The sequence below is a fragment of the Polaromonas sp. P1_E11 genome, from assembly GCF_056405995.1.
Map to the genome: position 1 here is coordinate 541,444 of NZ_JBFUBA010000001.1, position 13,659 is coordinate 555,102.

Genomic DNA, 13,659 nt, shown 5'->3' on the forward strand with positions numbered 1-13,659 from the left:
AAGGGCTGTAGGAAAACGCCCTCCCCCTGTTCGCTTCCGCTACCTGCCAGCGCGGCAGCAGTTTCAGGCTTTTCCCGTGGAGCCGTACCCGCCTTCGCCACGCTCACTGGCGGGAAATTCCGCCACTACATTGAACTGCGCCTGCACCACGGGCACGATCATCAGTTGGGCAATCCGCTCCATCGGCTCAATGGTGAAAGGTACGTCGCTGCGGTTCCAGGCACTGACCATCAGTTGCCCCTGGTAATCACTGTCGATCAGGCCCACCAGATTGCCCAGCACGATGCCGTGCTTGTGGCCCAGCCCCGAGCGCGGCAGGATGAGCGCGGCATAGCCGGGGTTGTGCAGGTAAATGGCAATGCCGGTCGGTACCAGTTGCCAGGCGTTGGCGGCCAGCGTGAGCGGGGAGTCCAGGCAGGCACGCAGGTCCAGGCCGGCACTGCCGGGCGTTGCGTAGGCGGGAAGGTTGCCCTGAAGGCGGGGGTCGAGAATTTTGACGTCGATTTGCATGAACTATTTTTTCTTGGGTAGTTGATTTTTCCGGGCTTCTTCGGCTGCTTGCCGGGCGAGCTCGCGCAGGCGCTGCACCAGTGCGCCGGATGAATGACGGTTGGCCTCGAAGACCGCCCACGCCCCGTACACCAGCAGCGCGGGCAGAAACAGGAACCCGGCGCCGGGCACCACCTCGGACAGCACCTGCGTTGCGATCCACAGGATGACGACCCATTTGACGTGGGTGAGAAAGGCGGCGCCGGTGGCCACGACAGCCACGGGTTTGGCCGGGGGCGTCGCAGTGCTCGCCGAAGACGGGGCGCGGAGCGAAATCTTGTCCTGGGGCTCGAGCCGGTCTTTATGGACACCTGGCGCGTTTGCGTTTGTCAGGCGTTCCACATAGCTGACGAAATCGCCGTCAGGCGGCGTGTTCGAGGGAAGGTTCATGGTGCAGCCGCTTTCCCGCTGGAGGGCGCCGCCATCCGGGCCGCGATCTCCGCCACCAGTTGCCGCGCCAGCGAGAGCTTGGAGGCCCGGGGCAGCGCGGTGCTGCCCTGCGCATCTACCAGCAACAGCGCATTGTGGTCCTGCCCGAACGTGTCGGGGCCGATGTTTCCGACCAGCAGCGGCACTTTTTTGCGCAGGCGCTTGGCCTCGGCGTTGCCGGCCAGGTCGTGGCTTTCAGCCGCAAAGCCCACGCAAAATAACCGGCCGGCCTGGGCGGCGGGTGTCTGGGCGACGGTGGCCAGGATATCCGTATTTTCGGTAAACACCAGCTGCGGCGTCTGGCCGGAGCCGTCTTTCTTGATCTTCTGCGTTGAAGGCGCTGCCGGCCGCCAGTCGGCGACGGCCGCCGTTGCTATAAAAATAGTAGCTGCTTGCGCACGTCCTGTAACGGCTTCAAGCATATTTTGTGCAGATTTGACGTCAACGCGATTGACCCCGCGTGGCGTGGGCAGCCCGACCGGACCCGCAACAAGGGTGACCTCAGCCCCTGCTTCGTGCGCAGCCCGCGCAATGGCAAAACCCATTTTCCCGCTCGACAGGTTGGTGATGCCGCGCACGGGATCTATGGCCTCATAGGTCGGGCCGGCCGTGACCAGCACATGCTGCCCGGCCAGGACCTTGGGCGCAAAGAAGGCAATCAGGTCTTCGAGGATCTGCTCAGGCTCCAGCATGCGTCCGTCGCCGGTCTCGCCGCAAGCCTGGAAACCACTGCCCACGCCCAGCACCGTGGCGCCATCACCGGCCAGCTGCACAAAATTGCGCTGGGTCGCCGGGTGCGCATACATCTCACGGTTCATGGCCGGTGCCACCAGCAACGGAACCTTGTCGATAGGCCGGGCCAGGCACATCAGGCTGAGCAGGTCGTCCGCACGCCCATGAAGCAGCTTGGCCATGAAATCGGCGCTCATGGGCGCAACCAGGATCGCATCGGATTCGCGCGACAGGTTGATGTGCGCCATGTTGTTCGCTTCACGGCTGTCCCACTGGCTGGTGTAGACCGGCCGTCCGCTCAGCGCCTGCATGGTGACGGGCGTGATGAACTGCTCGGCTGCTTCGGTCATGACCACCTGCACCGTGGCACCCGCCTTGACGAGAGCCCGGCACAGTTCGGCGGCCTTGTAGCAGGCAATGCCACCCGACAGGCCCAACACAATGTGTTTGCCGGCCAGGTCCGGGGCTTCGTCCCCGTTCAGGCCGCTTACCAGAGGATTCACTTGATTCGTCATGTTCCGCAATGTATATCAGTTACACCATCCCCAACCCGTATAATCTCCGTTTACCACCTCTACGAACTTGCGGTTCGTACCTGACATGACCAAATTTGTCTTCGTCACCGGCGGTGTGGTGTCTTCCCTGGGCAAGGGAATCGCCTCAGCCTCCTTAGCTGCGATCCTCGAATCGCGAGGCCTCAAAGTCACTTTAATCAAGCTCGATCCCTACCTCAATGTGGATCCGGGCACCATGTCTCCCTTCCAGCATGGCGAAGTTTTTGTGACCGACGATGGCGCAGAAACCGACCTGGATCTCGGCCACTATGAGCGTTTCATCGAAACGCGCATGCGTAAGGCCAACAACTTCACCACCGGCCAGATCTACAAAAGCGTGCTTGAAAAAGAACGCCGCGGCGACTACCTGGGCAAGACCGTGCAGGTCATCCCGCACGTCACCAATGAAATCCAGGAATTCGTCAAGCGCGGCGCCGGCTACGAAACGGCTGACGCGGTCGACGTGGCCATCGTTGAAATCGGCGGCACCGTCGGCGACATCGAGTCCCTGCCCTTCCTGGAAGCCGTGCGCCAGATGAGCCTGCGCCTGGGCGCCAACAACACCGCCTTCGTGCACCTGAGCTACGTCCCCTGGATCGCTGCCGCCGGTGAACTCAAAACCAAGCCGACCCAGCACACCGCCAAGCAGTTGCGTGAAATCGGCATCCAGGCCGACGTGCTGCTCTGTCGTGCCGACCGCCGCATTCCCAACGAAGAACGCGAAAAAATTTCGCTGTTCTCCAACGTTCCCGAATGGGGCGTGATCTCCATGTGGGACGTCGACACCATTTACAAAGTGCCCCGCATGCTGCACGAGCAGGGCCTGGACGGCCTGATCTGCGACAAGCTGCGCCTGAACACGCCGCCGGCCAACCTCAAGCGATGGGACGACCTGGTTTACGAGACCGAGCATCCCCAGACCGAGGTGCACATCGCCATGGTTGGCAAATATGTGGACCTCTCCGACAGCTACAAGTCTCTCAACGAAGCCCTGCGCCACGCCGGCATGAAAAACCATGCCAAGGTGGTCATCGAGTATGTCGACTCCGAAACCATCACGGCCGACAACGTCTCGCGCCTGGCGCGCTTTGACGGCATCCTGGTGCCCGGCGGCTTCGGCATACGCGGCGTCGAAGGCAAGATCTGCGCGGCCCGCTTCGCCCGTGAGCAAAAGATGCCCTACCTCGGCATCTGCCTGGGCATGCAGGTAGCGACCATCGAATTCGCGCGCCACGTTGCCGGCCTCAAGGACGCCAACAGCACCGAGTTCGACCCCGCCACCCCGCACCCGGTGATCGCGCTCATCACCGAGTGGAAAGACGCCGACGGCACCATCAAGACACGCAATGCCAAATCCGACCTGGGCGGCACCATGCGCCTGGGCGCGCAAAGCTCGGACGTCGCAGCCGGCACACTGGCCCACAAGATTTATGGTGACGTGGTGACAGAGCGCCATCGCCACCGCTATGAAGCCAACGTCAACTACCTTGATGCCCTGCGTGCGTCGGGCCTGGTCATCTCCGCATTGACGCAGCGCGAGCAACTCACCGAGATCGTCGAACTGCCGCAAGACGTCCATCCCTGGTTTGTCGGCGTGCAGTTCCACCCCGAGTTCAAGTCCACGCCATGGGACGGCCACCCGCTGTTCAATGCCTATATCGCAGCCGTACTCCAGCAGCGCGCCACGGCAGGCCAGGACCCGAAAGCTGCCGCCAAGCCCCTCAAGGCGGTAGCCTGACCATGAAACTCTGCGGATTCGACATTGGCCTGAACCAGCCCTTCTTCCTAATCGCCGGCCCCTGTGTGGTGGAGTCAGAGCAATTGCAGATGGACACTGCCGGCACGCTGAAGGAAATCACTTCCTCGCTGGGCATTCCCTTCATCTTCAAAAGCAGTTTTGACAAGGCCAATCGCACCAGCGAGACGGCCTTTCGCGGACTGGGCACGGAAAAAGGACTGGAGATTCTGGCCAAGGTCAAAAAGGAAATTGGCGTGCCGGTGCTGACCGACATCCACTCCGAAGACCAGATCGCCCAGGTCGCCAAGGTCGTTGATGTGCTGCAAACACCGGCCCTGCTCTGCCGCCAGACCGACTTCATCCACGCCGTTGCGCTGTCCGGCCTGCCGGTCAATATCAAGAAGGGCCAGTTCATGGCCCCGGGCGACATGAAGAACGTCATCACCAAAGCGCGCGCGGCCGTCAAGGCCGCCGGTCTGCCGGAAGACAACTTCATGGCCTGCGAACGCGGCGCCAGCTTTGGCTACAACAATCTGGTCAGCGACATGCGCAGCCTGGCCATCATGCGGGAGACCAACGCGCCGGTCGTGTTTGACGCGACCCACTCGGTGCAACTGCCCGGCGGCCAGGGCACCAGCAGCGGCGGCGTACGCGAAATGGTGCCGGTGCTGGCGCGTGCCGCAGTGGCCGTCGGCGTCTCTGGCCTGTTCATGGAAACCCACCCGGACCCGGCCAAAGCCCTGTGCGACGGTCCCAACGCCGTGCCACTCAAGCACATGAAGGCGCTGCTGGAAACACTGCTCGAGCTGGATCGTGTCACCAAGAAAAACGGCTTCCTCGAAAACAACTTCAGCGCCTGAGCCAGCGATCCATCCCGCAAGCCTGCACAAGCCATGACATTCGCCTACATCATTGTCGACATGAAGATCACCGACCCCGAGCAGTACAAGCAGTACATGGCGGCCGCGCCTGCCGCGGTTGCGGCCGCCGGGGGCGAATACCTGGTGCGCGGTGGCAAGTTTGAGGCGCTGGAAGGCACCTGGCAACCTGCACGCGTCGCCATGCTGCGCTTTCCCAGCTACGAAAAGGCCAAGGCCTTTTATGACGACGAAATGTACCGCGCCGCACGTGCCAAGCGTGCTGGCGCCACCGAGTTTTTCAATATGGTCCTGGTCGAAGGCGTTGCCGCCCCGGTCTGATCCCCTCTCTACAAAAAAGGAACCTAATGAGCGCAATTGTTGATATCGTCGGCCGCGAAATTCTCGACAGCCGTGGCAACCCTACCGTTGAGTGCGACGTGCTGCTGGAATCCGGCGTCATGGGCCGTGCTGCAGTGCCTTCGGGCGCGTCCACTGGTTCGCGTGAAGCCATCGAGCTGCGCGACGGCGACAAGTCGCGCTACCTCGGCAAGGGCGTGCTCAAGGCCGTCGAACACATCAACACCGAAATCTCCGAAGCCGTGCTGGGCCTGGACGCCAGCGAACAAGCCTTCCTGGACCGCACGCTGATCGACCTGGACGGCACCGACAACAAATCGCGCCTGGGCGCCAACGCCACGCTGGCTGTCAGCATGGCCGTGGCACGCGCAGCGGCCGAAGAGGCTGGCCTGCCCCTGTACCGCTATTTCGGCGGCAGCGGCGCCATGCAGATGCCAGTCCCCATGATGAACGTCGTCAACGGCGGCGCGCATGCCAACAACAACCTGGACCTGCAGGAACTGATGATCATCCCGGTGGGCGCGCCCAGCTTTCGCGAAGCCGTGCGTTACGGTGCTGAAGTGTTTCATGCGCTCAAGAAAATCCTGCACGACAAGGGCATGAGCGTGGCCGTCGGCGACGAAGGCGGCTTTGCACCCAATGTGGCCAACCATGAATCTGCCATCCAGATGATCCTGGAGGCCATCGACGCCGCTGGTTATGTGGCCGGTGAACAAATCGCCCTGGGCCTCGATTGCGCAGCGTCGGAGTTTTACAAGGACGGCAAATACGTCCTGGGCGCGGAAGGCCTGAGCCTGGACGCCACCGAGTGGACCAACATCCTGGCCACCTGGGTCGACAAATACCCCATCATCAGCATCGAAGACGGCATGGCCGAGGGTGACTGGGACGGCTGGAAGACCCTGACCGAACGCCTGGGTAAAAAAGTGCAACTGGTCGGTGACGACCTGTTTGTCACCAACACCAAGATCCTCAAGGAAGGCATCGACAAGCAGATTGCCAATTCCATCCTGATCAAGATCAACCAGATCGGCACGCTGACCGAAACCTTCGCCGCCATAGAGATGGCCAAGCGCGCCGGCTACACCGCCGTCATCAGCCATCGCTCGGGCGAAACCGAAGACTCCACGATTGCCGACATCGCCGTGGGCACCAATGCGGGCCAGATCAAGACCGGTTCACTCTCGCGCTCGGACCGCATGGCCAAATACAACCAGTTGCTGCGCATCGAAGAAGACCTGGGTGACATTGCGTCCTACCCAGGCCGCGCAGCCTTTTACAATCTTCGCTAAAGACCTGCCCGCACGTGGGAAACCGACTCGTCCCCGCCATCCTGATTGCGCTGCTGGCCATATTCCACGCGCAACTCTGGATCGGCCGGGGCAGCATTCCCAGCGTGCGCGACATGCAGCACCGGCTGACCGAACAGCTCGCCAAAAACACCCAGGCACAGGCCACCAATGACCAGCTCGCTGCAGAAGTGCGGGACCTCAAGGAAGGACTCGAAATGGTCGAAGAAAAGGCCCGGATCGAGCTTGGAATGGTCAAGCCGAATGAAATCTTTGTGCAGGTGACCAAGTAAGCCCCGGTATCCAGCCTGCGAAAGCGTCCATGCTGAAAATTGCCGTTACCGGCGCTCCGCTTACCGGAAAGAGACAGCTTGCCGCTGCGCTGGACTGTGCCCTGAAAATCTCGGGGCACGAAGCCACCGTAGCCGTGACTGATGCCGCCCCCCTTCCTGCCGATCTCCCCAGCTTTGGGCTGACGCTGCTCATGGGACTGGAAGAAGTGCCATTGCAGGCGGTCAAAACGGCCGATGAACGCTGGCAACGTCAACACAACGCCGACCAGTCGATTCGTGCCGCCCTGTCGCACGCGGGCATTCCCTATCGCGTCATGTACGGGACCTCAGAGCAGCGCCTTGCCCAAGCGCTGGAGGCAGCGCAAAGCCTGCGGCCCCGTACTCCGGCTTTCACGCGAAACACCCCCGGCGCGACCCCAGGACCCAAAAAAAACCAGAAGGCCTGGGTGTGGGTCTGCGAAAAGTGCAGCGATCCTGCCTGTGAGCACCGCCTGCTCAGCGACCTGCTGGCGGAGCGCGCCGCAGCAACCGCTTGAGGCATTGCCGCGCCGTAGCGCGGCCCACAAAACTATTGCACGGTCGACGTGGGTGGCTGCTGGTTGGTCTGGCTGGTGAAAAGCTGCGCTGCATCCACCGGGTCGAATTCATACTGTGCGCCGCAAAATTCGCACCCGACCGCGACCTTGCCGCGTTCGGAAATGATGCTCTCGATTTCGTCTGTACCCAGGCTGCGCAGCATATTGCCCACACGGTCGCGCGAACAGCTGCAGGCAAAACTGGGTGTGGCGGGTTCAAACCGGGTGACCTGCTCTTCCCAGAAAAGACGGCGCAGGATCGTGTCGGCATCAAGGGTTAAAAGCTCTTCGCGCTTGAGTGTGCCGGCCAGCATGGCAATACGTTTGTAGTCTTCATTGACGCCGATCTGGTCTTCATTGGCGTCCCGATCGATCTGGCCTTCAAGGTTCCCCTGGCCTTTGACCGGCAGCCGCTGGATCAGCAGGCCGGTAGCCACCTTGCCGTCGGCTGCAAGAATCAGTTTGGTGTCGAGCTGCTCACTTTGCAGCATGTAATGCTCAAGCACTTCTGCCAGGTTCTCAATCTTCTCGCGCTGATCGCCAAAAAGCGGCACCACACCCTGGTAGGCCTGCTGCCCCGGCAGCTTGTCCTTGGGGTCCAGCGTGATCGCGCAGCGGCCCTGGTTGCTCACGTTGACCAGCTGGCTCAGCGAACTGCCCGCATCGACCGTACCCGTCACCGTGGCGGTGGCGCGCAAGCTCAGGTCGGGCTGAACCTCGGCCACGGCCAGCTTGACCGGGCCGTCGCCGAAGATCTGAAGAATGAGCGCACCGTTGAACTTGATGTTGCTCTGCATCAGCGCGCCGGCGGCCGTCATTTCGCCCAACAGCTGCATGACCTCGGCCGGGTAGCCGCCGGCCGCCTGTCTGCGCTTGAGGATTTCCTGCCAGGAATCGGTCAGTCGAACCAGCATGCCGCGAACCGGCAGGCCTTCAAAGATGAATTTATGCAGTTCAGACATTAGGCCCCCACGCTTTTCACTTCGCCTTCGGCTCCGTGTAATGCGCTGCCCCCCGAGGGGGCGCTGCGCCTGCGGCCCGGCAAAGCCGGTTCCGCGGCCCCTGCTGGAATGGGAACTCCGACGCTAGCGCTCTGTGTGTATTTTTTGGCTTTGATCATGCTTAAGTGCCGCTCAGGCGATTTTCTTGAGCCCGGCCTTGTAGCGCTGGGCATTTTCTATATAGTGCTTCGCGATCATTTTTAAACCCTCGATCTGCTCGGGGGAAAGCTGCCTCACCGCTTTGGCGGGGCTGCCGATGATCAGGGAGCCGTCCGGGAATTCCTTGCCTTCGGTGACCACGGAGCCCGCGCCTACCAGGCAGTTCTTGCCGATCCTTGCGTGATTGAGCACAACTGCCTGAATGCCGATCAGCGAGCCATCGCCGATGGTGCAGCCGTGCAGCATGACCTGATGGCCCACCGTGACGTCTTCGCCGAGGGTGAGGGGCACGCCCATGTCGGCGTGCAGCACGCTGTTGTCCTGGACATTGGTGCCCCGGCCCACCGTGATGGTTTCGGTGTCGCCCCGGATCACCACGCCAAACCAGACGCTGCAGTCTTCGCCAAGCCGCACATCGCCAATCACCTGGGCGTTGTCGGCCACCCAGGCAGAGGCGGGAACGGCGGGGGTCAGCTTGTCCAATTGGTAAATAGCCATGCGTTCTCACTCAAAATTAAAGCCAAAGGCCACAGGCAGGAAGGAGAGGAAGGAGCGTGGCGGCCATGCACTGATTGTAAGGAGGCATCCCCCTGCCATCCGGCGCAGGCCGCCGGCAGCCAATCCAGACATCCCCGAGGTATCAACGACAATGGATTCATGACGGACCTACCGGCCCCTGCAGAACTGCGCCAGCAAGCGCTGCAGGCACTGCTCGCCACAAATCCGGAACAAAAAGTGCTCCTGACCCAAGAGGCACGTGCGCAAGCAGCTACTGTTTTAATAGCAACGGAGCTGCCAATTCCTGCACCTTCTGGCGTGCCCGGTTGTCCGGCCCGGCCCGAGCTGCGTTCCCACCTCGACGTCCCCAAGCGCTCACCTTTCACCCACGAAGGATTGGCGGCTCTGCTCCACGCCGTCACCCATATTGAGTTCAATGCCATCAACCTGGCGCTGGACGCCATCTGGCGCTTTCCCGGCATGCCCCGGTCCTACTACCTGAACTGGCTCCAGGTGGCCGCCGAAGAGGCCCACCACTTCAGCCTGCTGCGCACCCACTTGCAAACTATGGGCTACGACTACGGCGACTTCCCGGCCCACACAGGCCTGTGGGACATGACCGCCAAAACCGAAGGCGACGTACTCGCACGCATGGCGCTGGTGCCGCGCACCCTGGAGGCCCGCGGCCTGGACGCCACCCCGCCCATGCAGGCCAAGCTGCGCAAGGTCGGCACGCCGCACGCGCTTCGGGCCGTCGACATCCTGGACATCATCCTCGCCGACGAGATAGGCCACGTCGCCATCGGTAACCACTGGTACCGGTACCTGTGTACCCAGCGCGGGCTGGACCCCGTCGCAAGCTATGCGGCGCTGGCCCGGCAATACGAGGCGCCCCGTGTCAAAGGTCCGCTGAATCTGGATGCCCGCCGCCAGGCAGGTTTTGACGACGCCGAGCTTTCCCTCCTGGGCCTGTAACGCTATTTAATTAAGCCCAGCCAGGAACTGGTTCCAGGACGCGGCGAATTCCTACGCAGGAAGGCAGCAGGGATTTTTAGGAGACGCTAGACTGCAAAACTCTTGAAAAGGAGTTTGCGCATGATCCGGCATCTCGTTCCAGACATCCCTTCGCAAATGCCGGGCTTGCCCGCGGACATCGCCTTGCAGCTGCCGCAGGGCCAGCGTCTCGGAGAGCCCAACGCCCCCGTCAAGCTCGCGTTTTCGCACTGGTCTTCCATCGCCCGCCTCAAGGCCGGCCAGATCGGCGCCCTGGCAGAGGACTACGTCGAAGGCAAACTCCAGCTGGAAGGCGCCATGCGCGACGTGATGCGCGCCGTCACCAAGCTGCTGCCCGGCAACCCGGTGCAAAGCGACACCGGCTGGTGGTCCGGACTGCTGCATCGCGCCAAGTCCCTGGCCGCCCACACCCAAAGCCGGGATGCAGCGCAAATCCAGTTCCACTATGACGTGTCCGACGCCTTCTATGCGCTCTGGCTCGACCCCCGACGGGTGTATTCATGCGCCTACTACAGCGACAACGCCATGACATTGGCCCAGGCCCAGGAAGCCAAGCTCGACCACATCTGCCGCAAGCTCATGCTCAAGCCCGGCGAGCGTTTCCTGGACATTGGCGCCGGCTGGGGCGCCCTGCTGATGTGGGCGGCCGAACATTACGGCGTCGACGCCACCGGCATCACCCTGTCGAAAAACCAGCACGCGCACGTGCAGCGGCTGATTCAGGAAAAAGGCCTGGAAGGACGCGTTCGCATGGAACTGCGCGACTACCGCGACATGCCGGAAGACCAGACTTTCGACAAGATCTCCTCCGTAGGCATGTTCGAACACGTGGGCCACGCCCACATGACGGCCTACTTCCAGAAGATCATGCGCCTGCTGGCTCCCGGCGGCCTGGTCATGAACCATGGCATCACCGCCGGCGGCCTGGAAAATCGCCAGCTCGGCGCCGGCATGGGCGACTTCATCGAGAAGTACATTTTTCCCGGCGGAGAGCTGATGCATGTCAGTGCCGTACTGGAGCACATGTCACGTGCAGGTCTGGAGATGGTCGACACGGAGAACCTGCGGCCGCACTACGCCCGCACGCTGTGGAACTGGTCGGACGCCCTGGAGGCCAGGCTGGACGATGCGCGGCAGGTACTGGCCACAGACGGCGGAGCCGAGCGCGCGGAGAAGACTCTGCGAGCCTACCGCCTGTACCTGGCGGGCAGCGCCATGAGCTTTGAACAGGGCTGGATCTCGCTGCACCAGATGCTGGCGGCCAAGCCCTCCGGCGATGTCCATAACACGGTTGTGACCGGTGCCCAGTCAAGCTATCCCTTCAACCGAGGGTATATGTACACCCCCGTCCAGGCTCACTCCGTGTAGCCTGTTCCCCCCTCGAGGGGGCGGCGCCTGGGGCGGGCGAAGCCGGACCCTCGGCCCCCCACCGGTGAATGCCTCACCAAGGTTATGCCCACGGAACTCTTAAGCCCAGCCGGGGCCGCGGAACCGGCTTTGCCGGGCCGCAGGCGCAGCGGCCCCCTCGGGGGGCAGCGACCCACACGAAGTGGGGGAGCGTGGGGGCCATATCTACCCCCTGGGATGATGTTGCGCATGCAAGGCTTTGAGCCGTTCACGCGCCACATGGGTGTAAATCGTCGTGGTGGAAATATCGGCATGCCCCAAAAGCATCTGCACCGCGCGCAGGTCGGCGCCGTGGTTCAGCAAATGCGTGGCAAATGCATGGCGCAAGGTGTGCGGAGACAGCGGCGAGTTGATGCCCGCAAGCCGTGCATATTTTTTCACCAGCATCCAGAACATTACGCGGCTCATGCCCTTGCCGTGGCCGGTGACAAACAGGTCGTCGGTCTGCTGCCCGCCCAGGATGGCCGGACGGGCGTCCGCCAGGTATTTCACAATCCATTCCCGTGCCACCTGGCCGAAGGGCACCAGCCGTTCCTTGCTGCCTTTGCCCATGACGCGAAGCACTCCTTCGTTCAGTCCCAGGTGAAATGTCTTGAGGCCCACCAGCTCGCTCACACGCAGGCCGCTGGCGTACAGCAGCTCCAGCATGGCGCGGTCACGCTGGCCCAGCGGCGTGTCGTCGTCGGGTGCGGCCAGCAGTGCTTCAACCTGGGCTTCGCTCATGACTTTGGGTACACGCAACGCCTGCTTCGCCGACTGGAGTTTGAGCGTCGGGTCCGCAGCAATCAGGTGCTCGCGTAATGCCCAGCGAAAGTAGCGCTTGAACACCGTCAGGCGCCGGTTGGCGGATGTTGCCTTGGTCGCCGCGTGCCGGGCCGAAAAGTAACTGTTGAGATCGGTCTCTGCCGTCTCGTCAAGTCTTCGCCCTCCCTGCTCCCTGGCAGCCAGCCATCCGGCGTAGAGCGACAGGTCACGGCGGTAAGCCGCCAGCGTGTTTTTGGACAGCCCGTCTTCCAGCCACAAGGCGTCAATAAACCCATCGATACTGGACTGGCTTTCTGGCTGCATGGGGTGACCATAACAAAAAAGCCGCCGCACATTTGAATGCGCGGCGGCTTACGGGTAGCTTCGCTTCCGGCCGTGCCGGATTCCCGGCCTTATTCGAGCTTGAGCTTGGCCGAATCGACCACCTTTTTATAGACATCAAATTCGGCCTTGATCTGAGCCGTGAACTGCTCGGGCGTATTGGCGATGATGAGCGAGCCGGTGTCTTCGATCCGTTTGCGTATCGCCGGGTCTTCCAGCGACTTCTTCACGCCGGCGCTGACCTTGTCGACCACGTCCTTTGGCAAACCCTTGGGGCCGATGATGCCGTAATAGGCCATGCGGTTCACAGGCTCCAGGCCGACTTCCTTGAAGGTGGGCACATCCGGCAACACGGCCAGGCGCTGGGGCGCGGCCACCACAATGGGGATCAGGCGTTTTTGCTGGATGAACGGCAGCGCCGACGGCAGGTTGTCAAAAATCATGGGCACCTGCCCGGCCACGGTGTCGTTCAGGGCCGGACCCGCGCCGCGGTAGGGGATGTGCGTCACGAAAGTACCCGACATGCTCTTGAAGAGCTCCATCTGCAGGTGACCGATGCCGCCGGTGCCCGAAGATGAATAGGAATACTTGCCGGGGTTCTTTTTGAGCTCAGCCACAAACTCCTTGTAGTTGCGTGCCGGAAAGCTCGGGTGAACCGCAATGATGTTGGGCGTTGCGGCGATGTTGATGATGGGCGTGAAGTCCGTCAGCGTGTTGTACGGGATTTTGGGGTTGATGGCCGGGTTGGCCGCGGTGGTGGACACCGTGGCCACGCCCAGCGCATAACCATCGGGAACGGCGCGCGATGTCTCAAGTGCGCCCACCACGCCGCCGCCGCCGGCCCGGTTTTCGACGATCACGCTCTGGCCCAAGGCCTTGCCCAGCGGCTCGGAGATGACGCGGGCGACGATATCAGTGGTGCCCCCGGGTGCGAACGGCACCACGAGCTTGACCACCTTGTTGGGATAACCCTGTGCCAATGCGGGGCCTGCGGCAGCGCCCAGCGCAAGCGCGGACACCACGGAATAGGCAAACAGATAACGACGTTGCATGTTCAGTCCTTCAATAAAACAGCAGAAATGGTAATCGCAACATTCATGCCGCGCAGTTGTGGATTA

General features: G+C 62.2%; 15 protein-coding genes. 8 read left to right on the forward strand and 7 right to left on the reverse strand.

What is annotated here, in order from left to right; genetic code table 11:
* Window positions 1–63: 63 nt before the first annotated feature.
* Genes dut through coaBC form a run of 3 tightly spaced genes read right to left on the reverse strand, consistent with a single transcriptional unit; the run spans window position 64 to window position 2,225 of the window.
* A complete protein-coding gene (dut, locus tag AC1D11_RS02640; RefSeq protein ID WP_477646835.1) occupies window positions 64–510 on the reverse strand; it encodes a dUTP diphosphatase in 447 nt (148 codons plus the stop codon).
* Window positions 511–513: 3 nt separating this feature from the next.
* Entirely contained in the window at window positions 514–939 is a 426-nt protein-coding gene (locus AC1D11_RS02645; protein ID WP_477646836.1) for a hypothetical protein, read from the reverse strand.
* Window positions 936–2,225 (reverse strand): bifunctional phosphopantothenoylcysteine decarboxylase/phosphopantothenate--cysteine ligase CoaBC, encoded by a 1,290-nt coding sequence (gene coaBC / locus AC1D11_RS02650; RefSeq protein WP_477646837.1) that lies wholly within the window; start codon window positions 2,223–2,225, stop codon window positions 936–938. The genes AC1D11_RS02645 and coaBC overlap by 4 nt, the downstream gene beginning before the upstream one ends.
* A gap of 85 nt (window positions 2,226–2,310) precedes the next feature.
* Between coaBC and AC1D11_RS02655 the strand changes: the two genes are divergently transcribed.
* The 6 genes from AC1D11_RS02655 to AC1D11_RS02680 are packed head-to-tail and all read left to right on the forward strand — an operon-like array spanning window position 2,311 to window position 7,337.
* On the forward strand, window positions 2,311–4,002 hold the full coding sequence (locus AC1D11_RS02655; protein ID WP_477646838.1) for a CTP synthase: 1,692 nt from the start codon (window positions 2,311–2,313) through the stop codon (window positions 4,000–4,002).
* Window positions 4,003–4,004: 2 nt separating this feature from the next.
* A complete protein-coding gene (kdsA, locus tag AC1D11_RS02660; RefSeq protein ID WP_477646839.1) occupies window positions 4,005–4,862 on the forward strand; it encodes a 3-deoxy-8-phosphooctulonate synthase in 858 nt (285 codons plus the stop codon).
* 33 nt (window positions 4,863–4,895) lie between these two features.
* Window positions 4,896–5,201, forward strand: a complete 306-nt coding sequence (locus AC1D11_RS02665) for a DUF1330 domain-containing protein (protein ID WP_457278940.1) — start codon at window positions 4,896–4,898, stop codon at window positions 5,199–5,201.
* 26 nt (window positions 5,202–5,227) lie between these two features.
* Window positions 5,228–6,511, forward strand: coding sequence for a phosphopyruvate hydratase (eno, locus tag AC1D11_RS02670; protein WP_477646840.1), 1,284 nt, complete (start codon window positions 5,228–5,230; stop codon window positions 6,509–6,511).
* A 14-nt stretch (window positions 6,512–6,525) separates the two neighbouring features.
* The gene (locus AC1D11_RS02675; protein ID WP_477646841.1) at window positions 6,526–6,801 is read left to right on the forward strand and encodes a septum formation initiator family protein; all 276 of its coding nucleotides are present in this window, start codon (window positions 6,526–6,528) and stop codon (window positions 6,799–6,801) included.
* A 29-nt stretch (window positions 6,802–6,830) separates the two neighbouring features.
* The gene (locus tag AC1D11_RS02680; RefSeq protein ID WP_477646842.1) at window positions 6,831–7,337 is read left to right on the forward strand and encodes a hypothetical protein; all 507 of its coding nucleotides are present in this window, start codon (window positions 6,831–6,833) and stop codon (window positions 7,335–7,337) included.
* Window positions 7,338–7,369: 32 nt separating this feature from the next.
* Here AC1D11_RS02680 and hslO read toward each other — a convergent pair whose 3' ends face one another.
* Window positions 7,370–8,338, reverse strand: coding sequence for an Hsp33 family molecular chaperone HslO (gene hslO, locus AC1D11_RS02685; RefSeq protein WP_477646843.1), 969 nt, complete (start codon window positions 8,336–8,338; stop codon window positions 7,370–7,372).
* 171 nt (window positions 8,339–8,509) lie between these two features.
* The gene (locus tag AC1D11_RS02690) at window positions 8,510–9,034 is read right to left on the reverse strand and encodes a gamma carbonic anhydrase family protein (RefSeq protein WP_477646844.1); all 525 of its coding nucleotides are present in this window, start codon (window positions 9,032–9,034) and stop codon (window positions 8,510–8,512) included.
* Between the two features lie 159 nt (window positions 9,035–9,193).
* Here AC1D11_RS02690 and AC1D11_RS02695 point away from each other — a divergent pair, with 159 nt between their 5' ends.
* The gene (locus AC1D11_RS02695) at window positions 9,194–10,009 is read left to right on the forward strand and encodes a ferritin-like domain-containing protein (RefSeq protein ID WP_477646845.1); all 816 of its coding nucleotides are present in this window, start codon (window positions 9,194–9,196) and stop codon (window positions 10,007–10,009) included.
* A gap of 120 nt (window positions 10,010–10,129) precedes the next feature.
* Window positions 10,130–11,416, forward strand: coding sequence for a class I SAM-dependent methyltransferase (locus AC1D11_RS02700; protein WP_477646846.1), 1,287 nt, complete (start codon window positions 10,130–10,132; stop codon window positions 11,414–11,416).
* 204 nt (window positions 11,417–11,620) lie between these two features.
* Here the strand turns inward: AC1D11_RS02700 and xerD are convergent, their stop codons facing one another.
* Window positions 11,621–12,523: a site-specific tyrosine recombinase XerD gene (gene xerD, locus AC1D11_RS02705; protein WP_477646847.1), complete on the reverse strand. Its 903-nt coding sequence runs from the start codon at window positions 12,521–12,523 to the stop codon at window positions 11,621–11,623.
* Between the two features lie 89 nt (window positions 12,524–12,612).
* Window positions 12,613–13,593 (reverse strand): tripartite tricarboxylate transporter substrate binding protein BugE, encoded by a 981-nt coding sequence (locus AC1D11_RS02710; RefSeq protein ID WP_477646848.1) that lies wholly within the window; start codon window positions 13,591–13,593, stop codon window positions 12,613–12,615.
* Window positions 13,594–13,659 lie beyond the last annotated feature (66 nt).